Origin of the sequence: Phenylobacterium sp., from assembly GCF_035944335.1 — a bacterium.
In the GTDB taxonomy this organism is placed as follows: domain Bacteria; phylum Pseudomonadota; class Alphaproteobacteria; order Caulobacterales; family Caulobacteraceae; genus Phenylobacterium.
In genome coordinates this window covers 146,251-171,238 of sequence record NZ_DASZBG010000010.1, presented here as the reverse complement: position 1 = coordinate 171,238, position 24,988 = coordinate 146,251, and the positions used below count along the sequence as shown (strand labels likewise).

The following is a 24,988-nucleotide window of genomic DNA, read 5'->3' as shown; positions in this document are numbered from 1 at the left end:
GCCACGCCTTGCAAGATCAGCGGGTTCCGCGGGCGGCGAAGCGCTCGATCGCATCGATGTTGGAACGGTCGACGAAATAGGGCCCGGTGAGCACCGGCGCGCCGCCGCCGATCACGTTGCCGTTCATCCTGTGGAGCCACAGGGAGTCCACCGCCAGGTAGCCCTGCAGATAGGGCTGCTGGTCGATCGCCCACTGCAAGGCGCCGGATCGGATCACCGCGGGGATTTGCGGATTGGTGTCGAAGGTCGCCACCTTGGCGTGGCTGCCGGCGTCCTTCACCGCCTGGATGGCGGTGAGCGCGAAGGGCGCGCCCAGGGTCACGATCAGATCGATGGATGGATCCTGCTTCAGCTTCGCCGCGATGGTCGAGCGGACCGAGGGCATGTCCGTGCCGATCACATAGACCTTGTCGGCGCGCCGGGGCGCGAAACCCTTGGTGAGCCCGTCGCAACGGGCCTCCAGCGCCACATGGCCCTGTTCCTGGGACACGCAGAGCAGATGCCGGGCGCCGTCCGCGGCCGCCCGCTTGCCCGCGTCGACGCCCGCCAGGCCGTCGTCCGAGCCGAAGTAGCTGAGCGCGCCGGCCGACTTCCAGTTGTCCAGTCCGGCGTTGAAGGCGACCACCGGGATTCCCGCGGCGCTCGCCTTGCGGACCACCTCGGCCATGGCCTCGGGCTTGGCGAGGGTGACGGCGATCGCGTCGAGGCGGCTGTCGATGGCGTTCTGGACCAGCGTCGCCTGGCCGCCGCCGGATGGATCGCTGGAATAGCGCAGCACCACATGGTCCTTCGCAGCGGCCGCCTCGGCGCCCTTGCGCACGATGTCCCAGAAGGTGTCGCCGGGCGCGGCGTGGGTGATCACCGCGACGGTCATCGCCGGCTCAGCCGGTCCGGCCGAGCCGGCGCTCGTCCGGCCGCCCTTGCCGCTGCAGGCGCAGAGCGCCAGGGCCAACAGGGCCGCCACCGCCAGCAGCTTGCGATCTCGCATGGGGTTCATCCGCAACTCCTAAGGCTCCGCGGCGGAGCTTGTGGCCGACGGACCGCGGCTGGCAAGCTCGTGGGCGAGCTGATCGAGTTCGCCGCCGCCCGCCATGCGGCTCGCCAGCTGGTCGACGTCGATCGCGGCGCGCGAAACGCAAGCCTGGGCGCGACCCCGCTCCAGCAGCAGGAAGCGGTCGCCCAGCGCATGGGCGTGGTGCGGATTGTGGGTGATGAAGATCACGCCCAGGCCGCGCGCCTTGGCCGCCGCCACATAGCGCAGCACCACGCCCGCCTGCTTGACGCCCAGAGCCGCGGTCGGCTCGTCGAGGATCAGGATCTTGGCCCCGAAGTGGATGGCGCGGGCGATCGCCACGCACTGGCGCTCGCCGCCGGAGAGGCCGCCGATCGGCCGCTCCACGTCGGCCAGCTCGACGCCCATGGCCGCCAGCTCGCCGCGGGTGACCTCGCGCATGCGGCCGATGTCCATGGCGGCGAACGGACCGCGGCCCGTGCGCAGCTCGCGGCCCAGGAAGAAGTTGGCCCAGACCGGCATCAGGGGCGCGATCGCCAGGTCCTGGTAGACGGTGGCGATCCCCAGTTCGATCGCCTGGCGCGGCGACGCGAACCGCACCGGCTCCCCGCCCACCTCCAGCGTCCCCTCATCGTGCTGATGCAGCCCGGAGATGATCTTGATCAGGGTCGACTTGCCGGCCCCGTTGTCGCCCAGCACGCAGACGATCTCGCCGGCCTGAAGGTCGAGGTCGACGCCCTCCAGCGCGCGGATCGCGCCGTAGGTCTTGCCGATCCCGGCGAGGCGCAGCAGGGGCGGGCTCATCGCTTCGCCGCCTGCCAGCGGCGGACGCCGGCGTTCAGCAGAATGACGGCCAGCAGCAGGACGCCCACGAAGAACTTGAACCAGTCGGGGTTCCAGCCGGCGTAGATGATCCCCTGGGTGGTCATGCCGAAGATGAAGGCGCCCAGCACCGCGCCCGCCGCCGAGCCCTGCCCGCCGGTCAACAGGCAGCCGCCGACCACGGCGGCGATGATGTAGTAGAACTCCTTCCCCACCCCCTCGCCCGACTGCACCGTGTCGAAGGCGAAAAGCTGGTGCATCCCGACGAACCAGGCGGCGAAGCCGACGGTCATGAACAGCGCGACCTTGACGCGGCGCACCGGCACGCCGACGGCCCGCGCGCTCTGCGGCGCCCCGCCGACCGCATAGATCCAATTGCCGTAGGGCGAGCGCCGCAGGACCCAGGTGGCGAGCGCGGCGAACAGCAGCCACCAGACGACCGTCACCCGCACGCTGATCCCGCCCACATCGAAGCTCGAGGCGAACAGCGCGCGAGCCTGGGCGAAGCCGTCCATGTCGGCGATGTCGTGGGTGGCGACGCTGCCGGTCACCAGCCGGGTCACGGCCAGATTGAGCCCGCCCAGCACGAAGAAGGAGCCGAGCGTCACCAGGAAGCTGGGGATGCCGGTGCGGATCACCAGGTAGCCGTTCAGCGCTCCCATGGCCAAGGCCGCGGCCAGCGACGCGCCGATGCCCACCCAGACGTTGGCGGTGAGCTCGTAGCTCATCATGGACGCCAGCAGGGCCGAGCTGACCACCGCAACGCCGGACGACAGGTCGAACTCGCCGCCGATCATCAGGAGCGCCACGGCCAGCGCCGGGATGCCGTAGATCGAGCTGACGTAGAGCACGCTCGACAGCGAGGCGAGGTCGCGGAACGGCGGGGCGACCGCAAAGAAGAACAGATAGACCAGGATCGCGCCGGCCAGGGCGCCGGCCTCCGGCGTCGCCACGCGGCGCGCGAGGGGCGGCCTTGACGCGACGCCCCGCTCCAACCGACCTGCCCCCACCCGTTCCCCCATGCGCTCAGGCCTTTCGCGCGATCCAGTCGTGCGCCGGATCGTTGCGGAAGATCCACTGGCGCTTCGGCCCGGCCATGACGTTCAGGTAGTAGAGATCGTAGCCGTGGGGCGCGCCCACCGGATGGTAGCCGCGCGGCACCATCACCACGTCGCCGTCCTCCACCGCCATGGTCTGATCCAGGCTTCGGTCGTCGGTGTAGACCCGCTGGAAGGCGAAGCCCTGTGGCGGGTTGATCCGGTGGTAGTAGGTCTCCTCCAGCGCGGTCTCCTCGAACGCCGTGGCGGTGTCGTGCTTGTGCGGCGGATAGCTCGACCAGTTGCCGCCCGGGGTGATCACCTCGACCACCAGCAGGCTTTCGGCGGGCTCGGTCTCGGGCAGGATGTTGCGGACGTGGCGGGTGTTGGTCCCGGTCCCGCGGACCTCACGGCTCATCTGGCCGGGGGCGATCTCGCGCGGCGCGCCGGTTCCGGAGCCGGGCGCCGTACAGATGGCGAGCTCGACAGGCGTCGTCGCGGTCACCGTCCAGGCCGCCCCGCCCGGCGCGTAGACGGCGCCCGGCGCCCGATCCTCGAAGACGCTGGCGCGACCGCCGAGCCCGACGAAGTGGGCTTCGCCGACCGCGATGTCCGCCGTTCCGCTGAGCAGAACCAGGCAGGCCTCGCGCCCGGCCTCGCCGCCGCTGGCGCTCTGGCCGGCGGCCAGCTCGACCACCTTGAAGCCGACATGCGTCCAGCCGGCGCTCCGGGGCGTCACCTCCAGCACCACGCCCGCGGCGTCGGGCTCATGCTTGCGGACCAGCAGGTCGGTCATCTCAGGCGGCCTTCTTCAAACCGGCGGCGGCGGCTTCACGTTCGAGGGTGCGCAGGCCCAGCTCGCCATAGGTTCGCGGATCGGCCAGCGCGGGGTCCTGCTCGGCCTCGACCACGATCCAGCCGGCGTAGCCGACGTCCGCCAGGGCCCGCATGACCGCCGCATAGTCCAGGTTCCCGTCGCCGGGGACGGTGAACATGCCGGCGAGCACGCCGTCGAGGAAGCTCATCCCGTCGCGCTGCACCCGGGCGAAGACCTCGCGGCGGACGTCCTTGCAATGCACATGGGCGATGCGCCCGGGGTGCGCGCGAATGGCGTCGACCGGATCGACGCCGCCCAGCGCCGCGTGGCCGGTGTCCAGCGTCAGGCCGACCGCCGCGCCGGTCGCGTTCAGGAAGGCCGCCAGGTCGCGCGGCCGCTCGACCACCGTGCCCAGGTGGTGGTGATAGGCGAAGCGCAGACCCTGGCCGTCGATATATTCGGCAAATTCGGTGAGGCGGCCGCCGAACCTGGCCCAGCCGGCGGCGTCCAGCTCGGGCGTGCGGCTCAGCGGCGTCTGGCGCGCGCCATGGATGGCGTTGCTGGTCTCGGCGTGGACGAAGACGGTCGAGCCCATCGCCTTCAGCAGCGCCAGATGCGCCTGCGCCGCGGCGATCTCAGCCTCGACGTCGTGGGCCAGCAGGGCGCCGCTGAACCAGCCTCCCACCAGATCAAGGCCGTAGCCGGTGAGCAGCGGTTGCAGCACGGCCGGATCCTTGGGGAACTTGCCGCCCAGCTCGACGCCGGAGAAGCCGATGTCGCGCGCGTCGGCCAGGATGGTCTCGACGGCCGTGTCGCCGCCGAGCTCGGGCATGTCGTCGTTGACCCAGGCGATGGGGCTGACCCCGAAACGGATGGCCAAGGCTCAGCCCCTCCCTTGCAGATCGGCGAGCCTGGCCTCGTAGGCGGCGCGCGCGGCGCGGGCCTCCGCGCGCTCCGAGACCTCCGGCGCCGCCACGTCCCACCAGGCGCCGCCGGCCGTGGTGGAGATGGCGGGGTCGGTTTCGACGACGATCGCGTAGGTCCGATCCGAGGCCCTGGCGCGGACGAGCGCGGCCTCTAGAGCGGCGACGCCGGTGACCTTCTCAGAACGCGCGCCGAGGCTCGCGGCGTGGGCGGCGAAGTCGATCGCCGGCACGGTCTCATAGGCCGCGTCGGCCAGCAGGTTGTTGAAGGGCGCGCCGCCGGTCTCGCGCTGCAGGCGGTCGATGCAGCCGAAGCCGCGGTTGTCGAGCACCACGACGATCAGCTTCTTGCCCATGGCCACCGAGGTGGCGATCTCGGAATTCATCATCAGGTACGAGCCGTCGCCCAGCATGACCACCACCTCGCGGTCGGGTTCGGCAAGCTTGACGCCCAGCCCCCCGGCGATCTCGTAGCCCATGCAGGAATAGCCGTACTCCAGGTGGTAGCCGCCCGGCCGGCGCGGCCGCCAGAGCTTGTGCAGTTCGCCCGGCAGGCCGCCCGCGGCGCAGACCACCACCGCGTCCTCGTCCATCGCCCGCCAGACCGCGCCGATCACCTGGGCGTCGGAGGGCCGCGGCGCCTCGGAGGCCCGCATGGCCACCTCGGCCTCGGCGTTCCAGCTCGCGACACCGGCCTTGGCCCGTTCGATCCACGCCTTCGGCGCGCGCCAGTCACCGAGCGCTTCGGACAGCGCCTCCAGCACCGCGCCGGCGTCGCCGACCACGGGCTCCGCGTCGTGCTTGTGGGCGTCGAAGGCCGCCACATTCACCTGCGTCAGCACCCGCCCCGGATGGGCGAACAACGCCCGCGAGCCGGTCGTGAAATCCTGCAGCCGCGTGCCGACGCCAACCACCAGATCGGCCGCCGCCGCCGCCGCGTTGGCGGCGCTCGTGCCGGTCACCCCGATGGCGCCCAGCGAGGCGGCATGGTCCCAGGCCAGCGCGCCCTTGCCGGCCTGGGTCTCGGCGACGGGGACGCCGGTCCGCGCGGCGAACGCGGCGAGCGCGGCCTCCGCACGGCCGTAGAGCACACCGCCGCCGGCCACGATCAGCGGCGCCTTGGCCTCGCGCAGCCGTTGGGCCAGTCCCGCGATCTCCCGAGGATCGGCCGGCGAGCGCCGCCGGCGCCAGGTCCGCCGCGCGAAGACGCGCTCCGGCCAGTCGTAGGCCTGCGCCTGGACATCCTGGCAGAAGGCCAGCGTCACCGGCCCGCAGTCGGCCGGATCGGTCAGCACCGCCATGGCCCGCGGCAGGGCGGCCAGCAACTGCTCGGGCCGGGTGATCCGGTCGAAATAGCGCGACACCGGGCGAAAACAGTCGTTGGCGCTGACCGTGCCGTCGGCGAAGTCCTCGACCTGCTGCAACACCGGATCGGGCCTGCGGCTCGCATAGACGTCGCCCGGCAGCAGCAGGACCGGCAGCCGATTGACGTGCGCCAGGGCGGCGGCCGTCACCATGTTGGTCGCGCCCGGTCCGATCGAGGTGGTGCAGATCATCGCCCGCTCACGGCGCTTCTGCTTGGCATAGGCGATGGCGGCGTGGGCCATGGCCTGCTCGTTGTGCGCCCGCCAGGTCGGCAGGGTCTCGCGCACGCCGTGCAGCGCCTCGCCGAGGCCGGCCACATTGCCGTGGCCGAAGATCGCCCAGACGCCGGCGAAGAAGGGCACGCTCGCGCCGTCGACCTCGACGTCCTGGGCGGCGAGGTAGCGGACGGCGGCCTGGGCGGCGGTCAACCGCACGGTGCTCATGCCGCGCGCCCCACGCCGGACCGGGCGCGCCGCCAGCCTTCGACCAGCCGCGAGAAGCGTTCGGAGAGCGCGCGGATCGCCGCGGCGTCATCGATCTCGCCGGCCAGCCAGGCGCGCGCGGCCCCGTGGAAGATGGTGCGGCCCACCGCGAAGCCCTTGACGATCGGCACGCCCGCCGTCGCCTCGAAAGCCGCCAGCAGGGTCTCCATGGGCTGCGAGAGGCCGAGCAGCAGCACGCCGCGGCACAGCGGATCGTGGTGCTCGATCACCGCGGCCACGTGGCGCCAGGCTGGCGGGTCGTCCGCAGGCTCCAGTTTCCACCAGTCCGGCTTCACGCCGAGGCTGTAGATGCCGTCCAGGGCGCGGGCGATGGTCGTGGAGTCCACCGGCATGCCGGCCGGAGCGATGACCTCGATCAACAGCTCGTGGCGGGTCTTGCGGCAGGCGTCGAACAGCCGGGTGAGCTGGCGGTCCTGCCGCTCGCGCAACTCGGGTTGGTCGTCGGGATGATAGAAGACCAGCGCCTTGACCACCTGGTTCAGCGGCCATTCGGCGATCTCCGTCGCCACGTCCGCCGAAGCCTCGAATTCCAGGGGCCGGGACCGGGGGATCTCGATCGGTCGCCCGATCCAGTAGGGCTGGTCGGCCGCGGCGGCCAGGGCCTCGAAACCGAACCGCCCGTCCAGCAGGATGCCGAACTGCCGATCGCCCTGGGCAACCTCGTCCAGCGCCCTGAGCGCCAGGCGCTTGAACTGCGAAACGCGGTCCAGCGGGGCGTCCAGCTCCGCGGCCAGCTCCTCGAACTGGCTGCGATGGTCGATGGCCAGAACCATGAGCTGGTCGTAGCTCCCGGTGCGTGTAGTCGCCCAGTGGATATGCTCCAGCTCGGCGTCCTCGCGCAGGCGGAACGGCCGTTCGGGCTGGGCGAGGAAGGCTTCCATCTCGGTCCAGGTGGGCATGGCCGGGGCGCAGCCGTGGCGCGAGACCACGATCGCGCCGGCCGCATTGGCGAGTTCGCAGCATCGCTCCAGCGGCTCGTCCCTCAGCCAGCCGCGCAGGAAGCCGCTCATGAAGGCGTCGCCGGCGCCCAGCACATTGAACACCTCCACGGCGAAGCCCGGGCCCACCACGCCGTCGTCCAGGCTGTCTGGGATGGCGGCGGGGAAGGCGGAGCAGCCCTGCGGCCCGCGCTTGCACACCAGCAGCGCTTCGGTGCGTTGGCGGATCGCCTTGAGGGCGGCCACCGTGTCCGTCGAGCCTCCGAGGATGTGCATCTCGTCCTCGGTGCCCACGATCAGGTCGCAGACCGGCAGCACGCGTTGCAGGATCGCGGTCACCGCCTCGTGCGCCACGAAACGGTCCTCGCCCAGGTCGCGCGCCGTCAGGCCCCAGAGCACCGGCCGATAGTCCACATCGAACACCACCTTGCCGCCGGACGCGCGGGCCAGTTCGGCGGCCCGCATCGAAGCCTCGAAGACGCCGGCCTGCGAGAGGTGCGTGCCGTTGATCAGCACGGCGCGGGCGGCGCGAACCTGGGCCTCGTCCAGGTCGGCGGCCACGAGCGCCATGTCGGCGCAGTCCTCGCGGTAGAACAGCAGGGGGAAGCTCTCGCGGTCGCGGATGCCGAGGATGACCAGCGCGGTCAGCCGCGCCTCATCGGTCAGGACCGAGCTCACGTCGACGCCTTCGCGCACCAGCTGCTCACGGATGAAGCGGCCCATGTGGTCGGCGCCCACGCGGGTGAGCAGGGCCGCCTTCAGCCCCAGGCGCGCCGCGCCTATGGCCGTGTTGGTCGGGCTGCCGCCGACGTATTTGGCGAAGGAGCCCATGTCCTCCAGCCGCCCGCCGACCTGCTGGCCGTAGAGGTCCACGCTGGAGCGGCCGATGGCGAGCAGATCCAGGGATTTGCCGTCGTCAGCCAATTGTCCTCCCCGCGCATCATCTTGTGCGCCTCTGGAATTTGTAGGCCACGCGACCGCCAGCGGCCACGGATTCTTGTTTTGCGAAAACTTTGCTCCATAGAAGGCCGATGCACAGAATCGCGCAGATCGGCGCGGGGCGCATGGGCTCCGTCCACCTCGGCAATGCCGCGGCCAATCCCAGGCTCGACCTCGCCCTGCTGGTCGACCCCCGGCCGGACGCTGGGGAGATCGCCGCTTCGGTCGGCGCGAGGGTCGCGGACCTGGACGGCGTGCTGGGCGATGCAAGCATCGAAGGCGTGATCGTCGCCAGCTCCACCGACACCCACCTGACGCTGGTCCGCGCCTGTCTGGCGGCGGGCAAGGCGGTGTTCTGCGAAAAGCCGCTGGACCTCGACCTGGCCGCCCTGACGGCCGCCGAGGCTGAGCTCAGCCAGCCCAAGGCGCCCCTGTTCGTGGCCTTCAATCGCCACTTCGATCCGCACTTCCGCGCGTTGCGCGCCAAGCTCAAGTCCGGCGAGGTCGGCGATCTCGAGACCCTGCAGATCGTCAACCACGACCCGGCCGCACCGCCGGCTCACTTCATCCCCACCAGCGGCGGGCTGTTCAAGGACTTCACCATCCACGACTTCGACATGGCCGGCTGGCTGATGCCCGACCCGTTCGTGGAGATCTTCGCCTGGGCGAGCTGCCTGGTGGACCCGGCGATCGCTGAGGCCGGCGACGTCGACACCGCCCGCACCCTGTTGCGCGACGCCAGGGGCCGCATCTGCGTGATCAGCAACACGCGCCGCAGCGGCTGCGGCTACGACCAGAGGATCGAGGCGTTCGGCTCGGCCGGCATGGCCGTGGCCGGCGACGTGGCGCAGGACGCAGTGCAGGTGTGGCGCGAGGCCGGGGCTGTTTCCGCGCCGCTCTACCCGGGCTTCATGACCCGCTACGCCGAGGCCTATCGCGGCGAGATGGACCACTTCGCCGACATCCTGGCGGGCGAGGCGGAGCCGGAGACCGCCTACGCGGCCAGCGTGGCCTCGCTCGCGCTCGCCGAGGCCGCCGCCCGGTCGGTGGCGACCGGCGCGCCGGTAAGGCTCTAGGGGGCGATGACCATGCACAAGCTCGCCCTGATCGGCGCCGGCCGGATCGGCAAGATCCACGCCGCCAACGCCGCCGCCCACCCCGACCTGACGCTGAGCCATGTGGTCGATCCGGTCGCCGAGGCCGCCGAAGCCCTGGCCGAGGCGACCGGCGCCGAGGTCGCCACGCTCGCCGCCGTGCTGGCCGACGGCACGGTGGCCGGCGTGATCGTCGCCAGCTCCACCGACACCCATCTGGATTACGCCCTGGCCGCCCACGCGGCCGGCAAGGCGATCTTCTGCGAAAAACCGATCGACCTCGATCTCGCCCGCGCCCGCGCGGCGGCTGACCAGCTCAAGGCCGCGCGGCTGTTGCTGGGCTTCAACCGCCGCTTCGACCCCAATTTCCAGGCCCTCAAGGCGCGCCTCGACGCCGGCGCCGTGGGCCGGATCGAGACCCTGCAGATCACCAGCAACGACCCCGGCCCGCCGCCGCTCGCCTACGTCAAGGTCTCGGGCGGCCTCTTCAAGGACATGGCCATCCACGACCTCGACATGGCCCGCTGGCTGCTCGGCGAAGAGCCGGTTGAGGTGTTCGCCTGGGGCAGTTGCCTGGTCGATCCCGCGATTGGGACGGCGGGCGACGTGGACACCGCACGCACGGTGCTGAAGACGGCGTCCGGCCGGCTCTGTGTCATCGCCAACAGCCGCCGCAGCGGCTTCGGCTACGACCAGCGGATCGAGGCCTATGGCTCCGCCGGCATGGTCCGCGCCGACAACGTCACGGAAAGCACGGTCAGCGTCTGGACCGAAGCCGGCGCCCGGGCCGACCGGTTCCAGAACTTCTTCCTCGACCGCTATCGCGACGCCTACCGCCAGGAGATGGCCCACTTCGCCGAGGTGGTCTCGGGCAAGGCCGCGCCCGCCGTGGGCTACGCCGACGGCGTCGCCGCCCTGGCCCTGGCCGAAGCCGCCGCCCGCTCAGTGCAGAGCGGCCGCCCGGTGCGGATCTGAAAGGCCCTACTTGGCCGGCGCGAACAGGGCCTCGTAGCTCGGGATCTTCGCCTGCAGGGCGTCGCGCAGGTCCATGGCTTCCTTGGTGTAGTAGCGCTCGCCCTTGCTGCCGTTGGCGGTCTTGAAGGCATAGACGATCAGCCCGACGTTCTCGCCCGACCGGTCGCGCAGCGGTTCCTGCACCACGAAGCGCTTCACCACGTCCTTGGGCCGATGCCAGCGGGGATCGATGATGGTGATGCCCTTGGCGATGACGTCGATGTCGTCGGGATCGTCGGGATTGCCGATCCGCTCGGGATAGGAGCCGGCGAACATGGTGTAGACCTTGCTCATGCCCGGCGGCACGCCGTGGAAGGTCACGCTCTGCAGCTCGGGATGGGCCGCCATGGTCTCGTCGGAGAGCTTCTGGGCGTAGATCTTGTGAGCCGGCGGGGTCCAGTTCTTGGCCGGCGCCTCCTGCGCGGCCGCAGCGCCGCAGAGCAGCAGGCCGAAGGACATGGCGCCGAGCGCGCCCAGGGTTCGATGGAGGATCATGGCAGGCTCCTTGTTCAATGGCGCCGGGCGAGCCTAACGGCGCGCCGGAACGTCGACCCAGACCAGTTGGGCCATGCTCTTGGTCTCGCCCGGCGAGGCCGCCAGATAGAGGCGGCGCATCGCCGGCACATAGACGCAGGTCTTGGCGGCCGGCGGCGTGGCGACCGGCGCCAGCTCGCGGTAGTGGTCGGCGTCGTCCTGTTCGATGACGGACAGGCGGCCGTCGCCGCCGCAGACGAAGACGCGGCGGCCGGTCGGATCCCACAGCACCTGGTCGACGCGGGCCGGGGCCTCGAATTCCTGCACCGTCCTGCCGCTGTCGGCGTCGACGACCAGCAGCTTGCCGGGCTTGCGGGTGACCACGAACAGCCGATGGCTCGCCTCGTCATAGGCGATGGGGGCGTTCTGCTCCGCGGCGGTGACCGGCCAGCGGGCCTTGATCGCGTGGGTGCGCTTGTCGACCACGTCCAGCAGGTTCTTGTCGGTCTGGTTGATGAAGATCCGGTCGCCGTGGGTCTCCAGCGCCAGCGCCTCGGTGTGGTCGCCGTCGAACACCGTCTGGCCGTAGCTCTTGCCGGTGTAGGGATCGATCTCGACGAGGGCGGAGGTGGTCATCTTCACGTCCTTGCCGCCGGTGACCACATAGGCCCGCCGGCGCGGCGCGTCGTAGGCCAGGGAGTCGGCGCCGGGCGCCAGTTTCAGCGTCCGCTTCACCGCGAGGGTGCGGGCGTTCAGGACCCGGCTGCCCTTGGCGGCGACCACCACCAGCTCGTGCGCGTCGGGCAGATAGATCAGGCTGTGCGGCGCCTCGAAGCCGGGGACGCTTTTCAGGAAGGCGCCGGTCTTCAGATTAAACACCTCCAGCACGCCGCCGTCCTCGCCCGCCAGGAACAGGCGGTTGTCGGCGCCGTCCACGGCGAAGTGGTCGAAGTCGCCGGCGTAGCCCGGCAGGTCGGTGTGGCCGGCCACGCGCATGGGACCGGGTCCCTGGGCGGAGGCGGCGGCGCCGGTGACGGCGGCGAGGGCGAGCGCGGCGCAGGCTGTAAGGAGGGCGGGTCGCATAGTTCGGTGTCCGTGGCTTGAGGAGAACGGGCGTCAGCCGGCCTTGCGGGCCAGGGCGGCGGGCGAGGCGATCTTGGCGGCCAGCTCGTCGCGGATCTTCTCGGCGTGGCGGACCAGCGCTTCCTTGTCCTGGCCGGCGTGGTAGCCGAGCACCACGCCGAGCGCGCCGATGCGATGGCCCTTGGAGTCGTTGAGCGGCAGCTCGGCCTCGAACCGACGGCCGGTGTCGTTGACCTCGCGATTGGTCTCGCCCTTCTCGATGACCCGCAGGTCGTCCTCGTCCGCCGCCTTGCCGATGCGGCCGATGTTGGAGCCGAGGATGACGTTGGTCTTGCCGCCCGGCGGGGTCGCATGGATCGCCAGGATGCGGATCTCGGGATGGGTGGCCATGGTCTGGTCGACGAGGACCTGGGCATAGGTGCGGGCGGTGAATTTCGGATCGTAGGGCCAGGGGTCGAGCAGGTTGCCGGCGTGGGAAATCTTGTGGGACAGCCGGTCGCGGATGGCCTCGGCCTCGGCGACATCCTTGGCCTTGTCGTCGCCCGCCTTGTAGCGGAAGACCACGCCCAGCGCCCCGATCACCTGGCCGTCCAGGTCCTTCAGGGGCTCCAGCGCCTCGAAGTGGTCGCCGGCGGCGTTCACCGACAGCTTGGCCTGGCCGGAGGTCGTCACCTGAAGGTCGTCGGCGTCGGCGGCCTTGCCCAGCCGGCCGATGTTCGAGGCGACGATGACGTTGGTCTTGGAGCCCGGCGGCGTGGCGTGCATGGCCATCACCACCACGTTCGGATGGCGCGCGAGCTCGGTTTCGATCAGGTGGTGGCCGTAGGAATTGGGACGAACCTGCGCCGCCGGCTCGGCCGCTCTGGCGTGGACGGCGACCGCGGCCGTGAACATAGCGGTCATGATGAGTGTCGCGCGCATGGATCCTCCCGGTTCTTTTCTCTTTGCGACAGCTTGGCCCCGCCAAGCTGAAGCCCGCCTGTCGCCCACCTGAACAAGTTTTCAGCCGCCCAGCGCGCGCAGGGCGACCAGCGCCAGGGTGACGGTGATCGCCCCGCCGATGCGGGTGGCGATCTGGGCGAAGGGCATCAGCGACATGCGGTTGGCGGCCGACAGGATCGCCACGTCGCCGGTGCCGCCCTGGCCCGAGTGGCAGGCGTTCACGATCGCCACGTCGATGGGATACATCTTCAGGAACCGGGCGAGGCCGTAGCCGGTCCCCATCAGGGTCGCGACGGTCGCCACGATGGTGATCAGGGTCGGCGCATTGAAGGCCGCGATCAGCTTGCCCCAGGGGGTCATGGCCACCCCGATGGCGAACAGCAGCGGATAGGTCACCGCCACGCGGAAGAAGCGGTAGACGGCGTGGGCGCCGCGCTCGAGCTCCGGCGGGACCAGGCGGCCGAGCTTCAGCAGCACGGTCAGGAACAGCAGGGCGACGGGGGCCGGGAAGCCGGTCAGGGTCTGGCCGGCGGAACCTGCCAGATAGAGGGTCACGGCCAGGATCGCGGCCGCGGCGATGGTCTCCACCGGCAGCCGCATCTCGGACGTTTCGTCGGCGGCGGCCACGAGGTCCTGTTCGCCCACCTGCAGGCGCCCCTCGCCGGTCAGGTCGGGGCGGCGCTTGCCGAGCGCATTGAGGCCGCCGGCGAAGATGATCGCCGTCAGGCTGCCCAGCATCACCGCCGGCAGCACCTGCGCGAACACCTCGCCCTGCGGCTGATGGGTAATGGCGGCATAGCCGATGGAGAGCGGCAGGGCGCCCTCGCCCACCCCTCCGGCCATGATCGGCACGACGATGCGGAACAGGGTGTGGCTGAGGCCCAGGCCCAGCGCCGCCCCCACCGCGCAGCCCACCGCCCCGGCCGCCAGCGAGCCCACGAACAGGGGCACGAAGATCTTCAGGAATCCGCCGACCAGCACGCGCCGGTCCATGCCCAGGATCGAGCCGACGATGACGCAGGAGATGAACAGGTAGAGGAAGTTGCTCGACTTGGTGAAGCTGGTGATCGAGGTCACCACCGGCGCCGGCAGAATGTGCGCATAGACGAGGTACGAGGGGATGAAGGTGGCGAAGATCGCCGCCGCGCCGATGTTGCGGATCAGCGGCAGGCGCTTGCCGAGCTCGGCGCAGGCAAAGCCGCCGGCCGCCAGCAGGGCTATGTTCATGAGAATGTCGGAGGCCACCGTCCCGCGGCTCACGAAGAAGGCGGTGAGCGCCAGGATCAGCAGGAACACCGGGGCCGGCACCACGCCCACCCGCAGCTCCACCGCGCGCCACCAGAGAGTGCGTGGGCCTTCGGCAGGCGCCGCCGGCGCCTCATCGGCGACGATCTGTGGCATCTCAAGTTTCCTCCCCAGCGACCCGATCTCCGCCGAGGCCGCCGCACTGTGCGTCAGGCTGGGCCGCCAACCTGAACCCGCCCTAACCCCAGCCTGAACGCCCTTTCAGGCGCCGCCGGCCCCGCTCGGTAAGGCTTGCGGCCAAGTGAAGGGCTGCGCTAGCCATTCCTTCGATGAAGGTTCTGGTGGTCGAAGACGAGGTGCGGCTGGGTCAATTCCTCAAGAAGGGATTGTCGGAGCACGCCCATACGGTGACCTGGGTGCCCACCTGCCGGGAAGCCAACGACGCCCTGGTGGAGACCAAGTACGACCTGATCGTCCTCGACCTGTCCCTGCCCGACGGCGACGGCATCGACATGGTCCGCGAGTGGCGGGCCAGCGGCTTCAACGAACCGGTGCTGATCCTGTCGGCCCGCAACACCCTGGAAGACCGCATCAAGGGCCTGGACGTGGGCGCCGACGACTATCTGCCCAAGCCGTTCAGCCTCGAGGAACTGCTGGCCCACATGCGGGCGCTGCTGCGCCGGCAATCGGTGCTGAAGCAGACGGTGCTAGAGCGCAACGGCATCAAGCTCGACCTGCTGGGCCACACCGTGCACGTGGACGGCGCGGCCGTGGACCTCACCGGCCGGGAATATGCGCTGCTGGAGATCTTCATGCAGAACGGCGGGCGGGTGCTCACCCGCAGCCTGATTTCCGAGAAGATCTGGTCCTCCCACTACGACGTCGACACCAACCTGCTCGATGTCTACATGAGCCGGCTCCGCGCCAAGCTGGAGGGCGCGCTGGGGCGGCCGGTGTTCAAGACGGTCCGCGGGATCGGCTATCAGTTCCTCTAGTCCATGCGGTGTATCGGGTGACGGACACCGCCCAGCAGGCGGTAGAGCGCCGGCATGGCCAGCAGCACCAGCGGCCCCTGGGCGATCAGGCCGGAGATGATGGCGATGGCCAGCGGTCGCTCCATTGAGGATCCGCCGCCGAGCGCCAGGGCCAGAGGCGCAAGCGCCAGGATCGCGGCCAGCGTCGTCATGGCGATGGGCCGCAGACGGTTGACGCCGGCCTGCACCAGGGCCGCCTCGGGCTCCACGCCCTCGGCCAGCAGGGCCTCGTATTCGGTGAAGTAGAAGATCGCCACCTCGGTGGCGATGCCGAGGATCATGGTGGCGCCCATCAGGGCCATGATGTTGAGCTCGACGCCGGTCACCCACAGGCCGATCGCCACCGCCGAAGCCGCCGCCAGCGGCATGGCCAGGATGGTGACGGCGATCCGGAAGCTTTCGTAGATCAACAGCAGCAGCACGAAGACCGCGGCCACCGCGGCGGCGAACACCAGGGCCATGCCGCGGAACGCCGCCTGCTGCTCGGCGTAGAGGCCGCCCATCTCGAAGGTCATGCCCGCGGGCAGGAATCCCGGCTTGCCGACGGTCCGCTGGACCTCCTGGGCGGCGGAGCCGGTGTCGCGGCCCTCCACCCGCGCGGTCACCGCATCCATGCGGCGCATGTTCTCGCGGCTGATCTCCGCCTGGCCTGAGACGACATGCAGGGTGGCGATGCGGGAGACCGGGAACAGGTGGCCATCACCCGGCGCCTTCAGCATCAGGTTCCCCACCTGCCCGACACGTGCGCGGACGGCGCCCGGGGTCCAGACCCGCACATTGGCCAGGAACGGACCCGACTGGATCTGGGTCGCGACATTGCCGGTGAGCAGGCCCTCGATCTGCTTGCTGGCTTCGGCCGCATCGATGCCCTCGAGCTCTGCGCGCACTGGATCGACCTCGACCTGCAACCCGTCGCCGGCGATCACCACGCCGGTCTTGATCTCGGTGACGCCGCGCACCTTGCCGATCGCATCGGCGACCAGCGGCGCGGTCTTCTGCAGGAGCGCCGTATCGTCGCTGTAGAGCTTCACCTCGATCGGCTGCGGCACGGCGGTGAGGTCGCCGATCAGGTCCTCCATCAGCTGAGCGGTCTCGACCTCCATGCCCGGCACGCGCGCCTGCACCTTGCCGCGAACCTCGTTCATGACCTCTTCGATCGGGCGTCGGCCGTTGGTCTTCAGCCGGATGAAGAAGTCGCCGGTGTTGGGCTCGGTCAGGCCGCCGCCCAGCTGTATGCCGGTGCGGCGGGAATAGGTGTCGACGTCGGGCGTCTCGCGGATCACCGCCTCGATCTGGCGGACCAGGCGGTCGGTCTCCGTCAACGACATGCCCGGCGGGGCGATATAGTCGAAGATGAAGCCGCCCTCGTCGATCTTCGGGATGAAGCCGGTGCCGACGTTCATGAAGCTGAAGACGCCGATCGCCGCGACGATGGCCACGCCGGCCACCGCCAGGGCGGGCCGCGCCACCGCGCGTTCCAGCGCGCCGCGGTAGCGGCGCAGCATCGGGCCCTGCGGGTCGAGCTCGGCGACCTGGCCGCGCTGCTTCACCATCTGCTCCACCAGCACCGGCACCAGCCACCAGGCGATCAGGAACGACACCGTCAGCGCCACCGCCATGGTGATCGACAGCGCCTTGAAGAAGGCGCCGGTGACGCCGGTCAGGAAGGCCAGCGGCAGGAAGATGACGATGGTCGCGCCGGAGGACCCGATCAGCGGCCGTATGAACTCGGAGACCGCCCGGACGATCGTCGTGTGGCCTTTGTCGGCACTCTCCCCCAGCCGCCGTTCGATGTGCTCGATCATCACGATGGCGTCGTCGATGATCAGCCCGATGGCCGCGGCCATGCCGCCCAGCGTCATGATGTTGAAGCTCTGGCCCACCAGGAACAGGATCAGCGTCGTGGCGGCCAGGGTCGCCGGGACCGCCACCACGGCCGCGAGCGTCACTTTCCAGTCGCGCAGAAAGACCAGCAGCACCAGGGCGGCCAGCACCACGCCGATGATGATGGCGTTGCGCAGCGCCGAGGCGGATTCCAGGATGAGGTAGCTCTGGTCGTACCAGGCCTTGACCTGCATGTCGGCCGGGCCCTGGCCCCGCGCCCTGGCGAAGGCGGCCTGCACCTGTTTGGCGATCTGGACCGTATTGCCGCCAGGCTGCTGGTAGACGTTGACCAGCACCGCGTCGCGGCCGTCGGCGGTGACGCGGATCCACTGGGGCTCCGGCGCCGCAATCACGCTGGCCACGTCGCGCACGCGGATCACCGTGCCGCCGGTGGTCTTGACCACCACGTTCTCGATCTGGCGCGGATCGGTGAGGCGGCTGTCGGTGAGCACCAGCAGGAGCTTGCCCTGGTCCTCCAGGCGGCCGGCCGAGGTCAGCACATTGGCGCCGGCCACCGCCGTGGCCACGTCGGCGACCGAAAGGCCATTGGCCCACAGCTTCGCCGGGTCCGCCTCGATGCGGTATTCGCCGGCCGCCCCGCCCTGGCTGGTGACACGGGCCACCCCGTTGATGGTCGAGAGCACCGGCGACAGGGTCCGGTCCGCGAAGCGGCGCAGTTCGACCGGCGTCGCGGTCTGCGAGGTCAGGCTGTAGGCGGCCACCGGGAAGGTCGTCGGGTCCATGCGCCGGACGTCGAACACCACCCCGCTGGGCAAGGTCTGCTGCACGCCCTGCAGCGCCGACTGCACGCGTTGCAGGGCCAGGTCCATGTCCGAACCCCAGGCGAAGTTGATCGACATCTCCGCCGAGCCGCGGCTGGTGGTTGAGCGCAGGTTCTGCACGCCCGGGATGGCGCGGACGGCCTGCTCGGCCGGACGGGTGATCACCGCCTCCATCTGGTCCGGCGGCCGGTCGCCGGCGTCGATGGCGACGGCGATGCGGGGGAAGAAGACGGTCGGGAACAGGCTCACCGGCATGACGAAGGCGCCGACCACGCCGGCCACGATCAGCATGGAGAGCAGGGTCAGTAGGGAGCGTCGGCGCCGGGCGACGAACTGGGCGAAGTTCATTTGCCGCGGACCTTCACGGCCATGCCGTCCTGCAGCTCATAGGCGCCCTCCACCGCCACCAAGGCGCCGGCCTGCAGCGGGCCCTTCACCTCGATGTCGTCGCCGTGGTCGAGCCCGACCTGGACGAACACCCGATGGGCCTTGCCGCCGGCCACCGTGAACAGGTGCGGACCGGTTTCGTCGAACACCACGGCCGCCCTCGGGACCACCATGCCGGCGTGGGCCCCGGTGACCACGTCGCCCTGCACCCCGGCCCCGATGGCCCAGGGCGCGCCGTTCAAGGGCGCCACGGCGTCGATGGTCTTGGTCGTCTGGTCCGCCGCCCGGCCGACCATGGTCAGCCGCGACTGGATCGGGGCGCCGCCCGCCACCGGCCGGATGGTCACCGGCTGGCCGGGTGCGAAGCGGCCCCCGGGCTCGAGGCCGAGCTTGACCGCCTCGCCGCCGGAGCGGGCCAGCACCACCAGGGGCGCGTCCTGGGCGACGTGGTCGCCGGGCGCCTGGGCGATGTTGGTCACCACGCCGGCGGCGGGCGCGGTCAGGGCCTGCGAGGATCGCCCGCCGCCCTGTTTCTGCTGGGCGCTCAGCGCCGCATTGGCGTCGGCCAGAGCCTTCCTGGCGGTCTCCAGCTGGTCGTTGGCCGCCAGGCGTTCGTCGTAGAGGCGCTGCACGCGGGCGAGGTCGGCGCGGGCGAAGGCGGCCGCGTCGGCGGCTTGCCTGTAGGCGAGCTCGGCGGCCGGCGCGCTCATCACCTCGATGACCGGCTGGCCGGCGGCGACGGTCTGGCCGGTGCGGACCAGCACGCGCTGGACGATGACCTGCTTGGGCGCCGCGACGGTCATCACCGCGGCGGGATCGGCGGTGACCACGCCATAGACCGAGACCACGTCGTGCAAGGTCCCGGCGCGCACCGGCGCCACCGTCACCACCGCGGTCGGCGTTGCGTCGGGCTCGGCCGCGGCGTCTCCGCCGCGGCGCAGCAGCATCAGGGCGATGATGACGACCACGACGAGGACGGCGGCCCCGACGGCCAGGAGTCTGCTGCGGCTCATGGGGCGGTCCTCGAGGTGGCGGGCGGCAGGAAGAGGGCGGTCTCCAGCTGGATCTCCGCCAGCCGCGCGGCGAGCTCGCGATCGTCGAGGTCGGCGCGCTTGGAGAGCACGTTCTGGATCAGGGTCAGGTAGGTCTGGCTGTCGATGTCGCCACGGTCGTAGGCGCGCACGGCCGGGGCGGCCAACGCCTCCAGGCGCGGGACATCGGTGCGCAGCACCGCAGCCTGGGCGCGCGCGCCGGCCAGCTCGGCCTGGGCGTTCCGGACCTCGGCCTGCGTCTGGTCGAGGCGCGCCTGGTACTCGGCGCGCAGCTGTTCGCGGGTAGCGTCCTGCACCTTCACGTCGGCCCGCCTGTTGCCGAAGATCGGCAGGGCGAGCACGGCGGAGAGGCCCTGGGTGGTCGTGCCGGCCGGGTCCTTGGCATAGGCATAGGCGATGCTGGCCAGCGGGAACTGCGCGATCACCGCCTTGCGCACGTTGGCGTCCTGGGCCCGGTAGCCGGCCTGCAGGGCCAGGAGGTCCGGCCGGCGGGTGGGCAGCGATCCGAGCGCGGCCTGCACCGCGGCGGGATCGTAGGTCTGCACCGGCGGCCCGGGGACGAGGGGCAGGACCACCGAGGCCTCGAGGTTCAGGAGGGCGTTGAGGTCGCGCCGCGCCTTGGCGGCGTCGTGCACGGCGGTCGCCATCTGGGTCTCGGCGTCCAGCTTGGCGGCGAGATCGGCGGCGTTGGTCTGCAGGGTCACGTCGTGGTTGGCCAGCGCCCGGGTGGAGCGGGCGTAGCGGTCCGCGGCGGCGGCCAGCACCTTGCGCAGATAGGCGCCTCGGGCCTCGTCGGCGAGCGCCGTCTCCGCGAACTGGCGCGCCTGCTGGGCGGTGGTCCATTCGGCCCAAAGCACATCGAGGTCGGCCTGTCTGGCGGTGAAGCGGGCGGCGCGATGGGCGCTGGCGCTGGCCAGCAGGGCGGCGACGTCGAGGCTGGGCGAGATCGCGTAGGCCGTCTGGGTGTCGGGCCCGGACACCGGCCTGTCCTGGCTGACGCTGATCTGCGGATCGGGCAGCAGGCCCGCGGCGAAGGCCTCGGCGCCCTTCACCCCCAGGGCCGCGCGCTTGGCCGCGAGGTCGGGACTGTTCAGAACCGCCAGCACCGCGACCTCCAGCGGATCGAGCCCGTCGCGCGCATCGACCAGGATCGGCTTCAGCGGCGCCACCCGCAGACGGCCGATGTCGACCTTCAGGCCGGAGGCGGCGGGTTGGATGTCGGGGCCGGCCGGCAGCGGACGGGCGTGATAGACGGCGCAGCTGCTCGCCATGAGCCCCGCGCAGACCACCGCCGCCAAACGCGCGCCCGCAAGCCCTGAGGTCATTCGCAATACTCCCGCGGACGTCGGCATCGAGGGCCGCTGGCGACGAACCGGTTCATAGGCGTCTTTACTTCGCGTTCGCGGCGCCGACCACCAGCACGTGGAAGGTGCCCGCCACGGGCGCCGGACGCTGCCCCGGGCCGGGCGACGCGAGCTGCGCCACCGGCAGGTAGACGCGGCCCGTCCTCGGATCGACCGCCAGGGTCCGGTTGTTGGCCTCGGTCTTCAGCACCTGGACTACCGCGGGCCTGCCGCCCTTCAGGGAGATGACGCTCAGCGTGCCCTCGCGGCCGGCCACGAAGGCGAGTTCGCGGCGCGGGTCATAGGCCACGCCGTCGGCCGCCTTGCCGGTCTTCAGGGTCTTGATGAGAACGCCGGTCGCGGCGTCCACCACGTCGGTCGAGCCGTCGCAGGAGGCGATCAGCCAGTTGCGCCTGGCCACATAGGCGATGCCGGTCGGGCCATCGCAGCCCGGCAGGGCGATGCGGCGCTCGACCTTGCGGGCCTTGATGTCGAGCACGACGGTCTGGTTCTTGTCCTCGACGTTGACGAAAGCGCGCCCCTTGCCGTCCACGGCCGCCACCTCGAGCCCGCCGCCGATCTGGATCTGGCCCACCGCCCTGTGCTCGCGCGGGTCGATCAGGACCACCTCGCCGCCGTCGTGGTCCATCACCAGCACCAGTCCGGTCGCCGGGTCGAATTCGGCGGCGTCGGGATTCTTCCCCGTGGGCGCCGTGGCGATGGTCGCCCCGGTCGTCGCATCAGCGAACACCGCGGCGTTCGCCGTGCCGGCGGTGATCAGCAACTCCTGGCCGTCATTGACCGGCAGGACGTCGTGCAGCCGCACGCCGGGCGACAGGCCGGCCGTCACCTTGCCGCTCGCCAGGTCGATGGCCATGACGGAGGTTCCCCGCGTCATCCACAGCCGGTCGTGGCCTGGGTCGAGGCGGACGAAGTCCCAGCCGCCGTCCGGCCCGGGGATGCGCTCGAGGATGCGGTAGCGGGCCGGCGCCGCGCCGGCGGCGGTGGCGGCGAGGGTCAGGGCCGCGAGGGCGCAGGCCAGCTTCATGGTCGTCTCCCTAAATCCTTCGCCACCGGGCCTTTGAGCGCACTCCATCGCTGGAGCGGCGGCGTTGGCGAGGCTCTAGGCGGAGCGCCTGAACCGATCCTTGCGCCGCCCTGAACGCGATTTCAGGAAGGCCGAGCTTCCCGGCCGAAGCGCGGCGGGAGATTCCTGAACGCGGGTTCAGGCAGCCGAAAGGTTTGCGAAAGCTTCGCAGCAGAACGCTGTGCTTCGAAAACGCGGGCGGCCGCTGAGTCCGCCCCGGGGGAAACGCAAGACCGGATCGCTGACGCCGGGCCGCAACGGCCCGGTTCGCCCTCCGAACAATAAGAACGACCAGGGAGGCAGGGTCATGAACTCAACGCACGGACGGGCCACACGGGCATGGCTGATGGCGACGGCGCTCGGCGTCGGCGTTCCCACGGCGGCCTTCGCCCAGGCTGCTCCTCCAGCGGCGCCGGCCGCCGCGGAGGTGTCCGAGGTGGTGGTCACCGGATCCTTCCTGCCGACCACGCCCGACCGCATCGCCGCCCCGGTGACCACGATCGACGCCCACAAGATCCAGGAAGCCGGCGTCGACACCAATGCGCTGGAGATCGTGCGCAAGACCATCCCGGCCTTCCAGGGCCGCGGCAACATCGGGGCCAGCAACGCCAATAACACCAACCAGAACACCGGCGGCGGCTCGCAGCTGCGGCTGCGCGACCTGGACACCCTGGTGCTGATCAACGGACGCCGGGTGGCGGTCGACGCAATCGCCGGCGTCGGCGGCAAGATCTTCGTCGACGTCGACCAGGTGCCGCCCAGCGCCATCGAGCGGGTCGAGGTTCTGGCGGACGGCGCCTCGGCGATCTACGGCTCGGACGCCATCGGCGGGGTGGTCAACTTCATCCTGAAGCAGAAATTCGACGGCCTCGAGGTCGGCGGTCGGGTGGGCGGCGCGGCAGGCGGCTATTCGGAGAGCTCGGCCTATTTCACCGCCGGCAAGAGTTTCGGGGACCGCGTCGACGTGGTGCTGAACGGCTCCTACAACCACACCGACCCGCTGTTCCAGAAGGACCGGTCCTTCACCCACCCGTTCTTCGTGACCGGCGCGGCGGTGCCCGGCGCGGTGGGGACCAACCTGCTGAACCTCGGCCTGAATTCGCCGAGCCAGGCGACCGGGGTCGGCCTTAACGCGACCGCCCCCAACATCGCGGCCCTGATCCCCAGCGTCTACACCGCCTCCACCGCGGCCGGCATCGGCTCGACCTACGACCTGTCGCAGTTCCAGACCCTGCTGATGGAACAGAAGCTGTGGGCGCTGGGCGGCAACGCCACGGCCCGGCTGGTGGGCGAGGACACGGTGGTCGCGTTCGGCGACTTCGAATATGCCCGCGCCGAGGGCTTCACCCAGTTCCTGCCGCGGATCTCCTCCGTGACGGTCCCGGCCGGCGCGCCGTTCAATCCGACCACCGGGACGGTCTCCGGCGTGCAGTTCGGCGAGCCGACCCTGCCCAAGCAGTACTTCAACACCAGCGACAAGTTCCGGGTCACCGGCGGCCTGCGCGGCGTGATCGGCGACGGCCCGCGGGCCTGGCGCTGGGAGACCGCCTACACCCACAGCCAGGACAAGCTGGACCAGCAGCAGGTCAATGTGATCTTCGGCCCCAACGTGCCGCTGGCCATCGCGGGCGGCTTCGACGCCTCGGGCAATCCCGTCGCCGGCGGCGCCTTTTCCAAGGTGTTCAGCGGCTTCGACACCAATGCGCCGCTGATCCTGGTCCCGGCGCTCGATCCCTTCGCGCGGGCCGGCCGCAACCCGGCCTCGCTCGCCCAGCTGTTTGGGACAGAGCTGGTCACCGGCAAAAGCACCCTCGACAGCGCCGACGCCAAGGTGACCACCAACCTCTTCACCCTGCCGGCCGGCGAGCTCGCCGTCGCGGTGGGCGGCGCCTGGCGGCGCGAGGCGCTGTCCGCCAGCGCCGACCTCAACGGCCGCAACACCGGCCCGACCGCCCAGCGCTGGATCGGCGGCCAGTTCTTCGATCCGTTCACCAAGAGCCGCACCATCGCGGCGGGCTTCCTCGAGGTGCGGGTGCCGCTCGCCAGCGACGACTGGAACCTGCCCGGCGTGCATGCCCTCGACCTGGTGGGCGCGGTGCGCACCGAGCACTACAGCGACGCCGGCAACTCGACCGTGCCGAAGATCGGCTTCCGCTGGCAGCCGTTCGACGCCCAGTTCACCGTGCGCGGCACCTATTCCAAATCGTTCACCGCACCCTCGCTGTTCGCCGAGTACGGACCGACCGACACCCGCCAGGCCGGCGGGGCGATCATCCAGGGCGCCTTCCCCGGACAGCCCTCGAGCCCGTTCAACGCCGAGGACGGCAACAACCCGAACCTGCGGCCGGCGACGGCCAAGATCTATTCGGTCGGCTTCGTGGCGCAGCCCAATGCGATCCCCGGGCTCAAGGCGACGGTGCAGTACACCTCCATCGAGCAGCAGGACATCGCCGGCGGCATCGGGTTCAACAACATCCTGGTGGACGTGAACCGGCTGGGCGCCGCCTCGATCTTCTCGCCCAATGTGGCGCGCAACAACTTCCCGGGCCTGCCGGGTGCGGTGGGCTTCGCCAATCCGGGCGACCTGCTGGCCTTCCTGCAGGCGGCGCCGGGGGTGAACAACAACAACCTGTTCGTCATCGACCAGTTTCGGAACCTGGGCGGCATCAAGCTTCGGACCTGGGACATCACCGTCGACTACACGGTGCACACCGAGGGCTGGGGCGAGTTCACCTTCTCGACGCTGGCGACCTACCTGGCGTCCTACCAGTACCAGGCCCTGCCCTCGCAGCCGTTCTTCGAGTTCGCCGGCGCGGTGTCCAACAGCCCGCAGGCCGGGGGCACCCAGCCCCGCTGGCGCGCCTATTCGAGCGTCGAATGGGACTACGGCCGCTGGAATGCGGTGGTGGCCAACAACTTCATCGACAGCGTCCAGGACGAGGGCGCGGGGGGCTTCACCTTCGCCAATTCCCACGTCGCGGCCCTGCCGGTGAAATCCTACGACACCTGGGACGCGCGGGTGGCCTACCGCCTGAACGGCGGCCTGCTGCCGCACGTGCAGGACGCGCGCATCGCGGTCGGCGTGAACAACGCCTTCAACCGCACGCCGCCGGCCGCCCCCAATGCCTTCCCCGACAACCGGGCCGACATGTCGACCTACTCGCCGATCGGCCGGCTCTGGTACCTGCAGCTCATGGCCCACTTCTAGGAC

Annotated in this window: 19 protein-coding genes; 4 read left to right on the top strand and 15 right to left on the bottom strand. The window is 70.7% G+C overall.

Annotation, left to right across the window (positions count from 1 at the left end; translation table 11 throughout):
• Window positions 1-16: 16 nt before the first annotated feature.
• From VGT80_RS02240 to VGT80_RS02210, 7 genes are all read right to left on the bottom strand, one after another.
• Window positions 17-997, bottom strand: a complete 981-nt coding sequence (locus VGT80_RS02240) for a sugar ABC transporter substrate-binding protein (RefSeq protein ID WP_327452503.1) — start codon at window positions 995-997, stop codon at window positions 17-19.
• A 9-nt stretch (window positions 998-1,006) separates the two neighbouring features.
• Window positions 1,007-1,816, bottom strand: coding sequence for an ATP-binding cassette domain-containing protein (locus VGT80_RS02235; protein ID WP_327452501.1), 810 nt, complete (start codon window positions 1,814-1,816; stop codon window positions 1,007-1,009).
• The gene (locus tag VGT80_RS02230) at window positions 1,813-2,787 is read right to left on the bottom strand and encodes an ABC transporter permease (RefSeq protein ID WP_327452500.1); all 975 of its coding nucleotides are present in this window, start codon (window positions 2,785-2,787) and stop codon (window positions 1,813-1,815) included. The genes VGT80_RS02235 and VGT80_RS02230 overlap by 4 nt, the downstream gene beginning before the upstream one ends.
• A 73-nt stretch (window positions 2,788-2,860) precedes the next feature.
• Complete coding sequence (gene iolB / locus VGT80_RS02225; RefSeq protein ID WP_327452498.1) at window positions 2,861-3,667, bottom strand: 5-deoxy-glucuronate isomerase; 807 nt, start codon at window positions 3,665-3,667, stop codon at window positions 2,861-2,863.
• Window position 3,668: 1 nt separating this feature from the next.
• Window positions 3,669-4,568, bottom strand: a complete 900-nt coding sequence (gene iolE / locus VGT80_RS02220; RefSeq protein ID WP_327452496.1) for a myo-inosose-2 dehydratase — start codon at window positions 4,566-4,568, stop codon at window positions 3,669-3,671.
• Window positions 4,569-4,571: 3 nt separating this feature from the next.
• Window positions 4,572-6,419 carry a 3D-(3,5/4)-trihydroxycyclohexane-1,2-dione acylhydrolase (decyclizing) gene (iolD, locus tag VGT80_RS02215; RefSeq protein WP_327452494.1) on the bottom strand — a complete coding sequence of 616 codons (1,848 nt, stop codon included), beginning with the start codon at window positions 6,417-6,419 and terminating at the stop codon, window positions 4,572-4,574.
• Window positions 6,416-8,341 (bottom strand): bifunctional 5-dehydro-2-deoxygluconokinase/5-dehydro-2-deoxyphosphogluconate aldolase, encoded by a 1,926-nt coding sequence (locus tag VGT80_RS02210; RefSeq protein ID WP_327452492.1) that lies wholly within the window; start codon window positions 8,339-8,341, stop codon window positions 6,416-6,418. Before VGT80_RS02210 ends, iolD begins: the two co-directional genes overlap by 4 nt.
• Window positions 8,342-8,448: 107 nt before the next feature.
• Between VGT80_RS02210 and VGT80_RS02205 the strand changes: the two genes are divergently transcribed.
• Complete coding sequence (locus VGT80_RS02205) at window positions 8,449-9,432, top strand: Gfo/Idh/MocA family protein (RefSeq protein WP_327452490.1); 984 nt, start codon at window positions 8,449-8,451, stop codon at window positions 9,430-9,432.
• 12 nt (window positions 9,433-9,444) lie between these two features.
• Window positions 9,445-10,425: an inositol 2-dehydrogenase gene (gene iolG, locus VGT80_RS02200; protein WP_327452488.1), complete on the top strand. Its 981-nt coding sequence runs from the start codon at window positions 9,445-9,447 to the stop codon at window positions 10,423-10,425.
• A 6-nt stretch (window positions 10,426-10,431) separates the two neighbouring features.
• On the opposite strand, the gene VGT80_RS02195 is transcribed toward iolG, so the two are convergent.
• From VGT80_RS02195 to VGT80_RS02180, 4 genes are all read right to left on the bottom strand, one after another.
• Window positions 10,432-10,959, bottom strand: a complete 528-nt coding sequence (locus VGT80_RS02195) for a hypothetical protein (RefSeq protein WP_327452486.1) — start codon at window positions 10,957-10,959, stop codon at window positions 10,432-10,434.
• Window positions 10,960-10,992: 33 nt separating this feature from the next.
• Window positions 10,993-12,021 (bottom strand): hypothetical protein, encoded by a 1,029-nt coding sequence (locus tag VGT80_RS02190; protein WP_327452484.1) that lies wholly within the window; start codon window positions 12,019-12,021, stop codon window positions 10,993-10,995.
• A gap of 33 nt (window positions 12,022-12,054) precedes the next feature.
• Window positions 12,055-12,942 carry a hypothetical protein gene (locus VGT80_RS02185; RefSeq protein ID WP_327452482.1) on the bottom strand — a complete coding sequence of 296 codons (888 nt, stop codon included), beginning with the start codon at window positions 12,940-12,942 and terminating at the stop codon, window positions 12,055-12,057.
• A gap of 81 nt (window positions 12,943-13,023) precedes the next feature.
• The gene (locus VGT80_RS02180; protein ID WP_327452480.1) at window positions 13,024-14,364 is read right to left on the bottom strand and encodes a 2-hydroxycarboxylate transporter family protein; all 1,341 of its coding nucleotides are present in this window, start codon (window positions 14,362-14,364) and stop codon (window positions 13,024-13,026) included.
• 185 nt (window positions 14,365-14,549) lie between these two features.
• Here VGT80_RS02180 and VGT80_RS02175 point away from each other — a divergent pair, with 185 nt between their 5' ends.
• Window positions 14,550-15,203, top strand: coding sequence for a response regulator transcription factor (locus VGT80_RS02175; RefSeq protein WP_327452478.1), 654 nt, complete (start codon window positions 14,550-14,552; stop codon window positions 15,201-15,203).
• Here VGT80_RS02175 and VGT80_RS02170 read toward each other — a convergent pair.
• The 4 genes from VGT80_RS02170 to VGT80_RS02155 all read right to left on the bottom strand — a co-directional run bounded on the left by VGT80_RS02170 (window position 15,200) and on the right by VGT80_RS02155 (window position 21,738).
• On the bottom strand, window positions 15,200-18,256 hold the full coding sequence (locus tag VGT80_RS02170; protein WP_327452476.1) for an efflux RND transporter permease subunit: 3,057 nt from the start codon (window positions 18,254-18,256) through the stop codon (window positions 15,200-15,202). The genes VGT80_RS02175 and VGT80_RS02170 overlap by 4 nt on opposite strands.
• A complete protein-coding gene (locus VGT80_RS02165; protein ID WP_327452474.1) occupies window positions 18,253-19,308 on the bottom strand; it encodes an efflux RND transporter periplasmic adaptor subunit in 1,056 nt (351 codons plus the stop codon). Before VGT80_RS02165 ends, VGT80_RS02170 begins: the two co-directional genes overlap by 4 nt.
• Window positions 19,305-20,672 (bottom strand): TolC family protein, encoded by a 1,368-nt coding sequence (locus VGT80_RS02160; protein ID WP_327452472.1) that lies wholly within the window; start codon window positions 20,670-20,672, stop codon window positions 19,305-19,307. Before VGT80_RS02160 ends, VGT80_RS02165 begins: the two co-directional genes overlap by 4 nt.
• Before the next feature lie 64 nt (window positions 20,673-20,736).
• A complete protein-coding gene (locus VGT80_RS02155) occupies window positions 20,737-21,738 on the bottom strand; it encodes a hypothetical protein (protein WP_327452470.1) in 1,002 nt (333 codons plus the stop codon).
• 346 nt (window positions 21,739-22,084) lie between these two features.
• Between VGT80_RS02155 and VGT80_RS02150 the strand changes: the two genes are divergently transcribed.
• Window positions 22,085-24,985 carry a TonB-dependent receptor plug domain-containing protein gene (locus VGT80_RS02150; RefSeq protein WP_327452468.1) on the top strand — a complete coding sequence of 967 codons (2,901 nt, stop codon included), beginning with the start codon at window positions 22,085-22,087 and terminating at the stop codon, window positions 24,983-24,985.
• Window positions 24,986-24,988: the final 3 nt, after the last annotated feature.

Bases quoted from the DNA above. Each gene is read 5' to 3' on its own strand.
- iolG (WP_327452488.1), top strand. From the start codon at position 9,445: ATGCACAAGCTCGCCCTGATCGGCGCCGGCCGGATCGGCAAGATCCAC.
- VGT80_RS02150 (WP_327452468.1), top strand. From the start codon at position 22,085: ATGAACTCAACGCACGGACGGGCCACACGGGCATGGCTGATGGCGACG.
- VGT80_RS02205 (WP_327452490.1), top strand. From the start codon at position 8,449: ATGCACAGAATCGCGCAGATCGGCGCGGGGCGCATGGGCTCCGTCCAC.
- iolD (WP_327452494.1), bottom strand. From the start codon at position 6,419: ATGAGCACCGTGCGGTTGACCGCCGCCCAGGCCGCCGTCCGCTACCTC.
- VGT80_RS02155 (WP_327452470.1), bottom strand. From the start codon at position 21,738: ATGAAGCTGGCCTGCGCCCTCGCGGCCCTGACCCTCGCCGCCACCGCC.
- VGT80_RS02170 (WP_327452476.1), bottom strand. From the start codon at position 18,256: ATGAACTTCGCCCAGTTCGTCGCCCGGCGCCGACGCTCCCTACTGACC.
- VGT80_RS02165 (WP_327452474.1), bottom strand. From the start codon at position 19,308: ATGAGCCGCAGCAGACTCCTGGCCGTCGGGGCCGCCGTCCTCGTCGTG.
- iolB (WP_327452498.1), bottom strand. From the start codon at position 3,667: ATGACCGACCTGCTGGTCCGCAAGCATGAGCCCGACGCCGCGGGCGTG.
- VGT80_RS02160 (WP_327452472.1), bottom strand. From the start codon at position 20,672: ATGACCTCAGGGCTTGCGGGCGCGCGTTTGGCGGCGGTGGTCTGCGCG.
- VGT80_RS02240 (WP_327452503.1), bottom strand. From the start codon at position 997: ATGAACCCCATGCGAGATCGCAAGCTGCTGGCGGTGGCGGCCCTGTTG.
- VGT80_RS02195 (WP_327452486.1), bottom strand. From the start codon at position 10,959: ATGATCCTCCATCGAACCCTGGGCGCGCTCGGCGCCATGTCCTTCGGC.
- VGT80_RS02185 (WP_327452482.1), bottom strand. From the start codon at position 12,942: ATGCGCGCGACACTCATCATGACCGCTATGTTCACGGCCGCGGTCGCC.
- VGT80_RS02235 (WP_327452501.1), bottom strand. From the start codon at position 1,816: ATGAGCCCGCCCCTGCTGCGCCTCGCCGGGATCGGCAAGACCTACGGC.
- VGT80_RS02190 (WP_327452484.1), bottom strand. From the start codon at position 12,021: ATGCGACCCGCCCTCCTTACAGCCTGCGCCGCGCTCGCCCTCGCCGCC.
- VGT80_RS02180 (WP_327452480.1), bottom strand. From the start codon at position 14,364: ATGCCACAGATCGTCGCCGATGAGGCGCCGGCGGCGCCTGCCGAAGGC.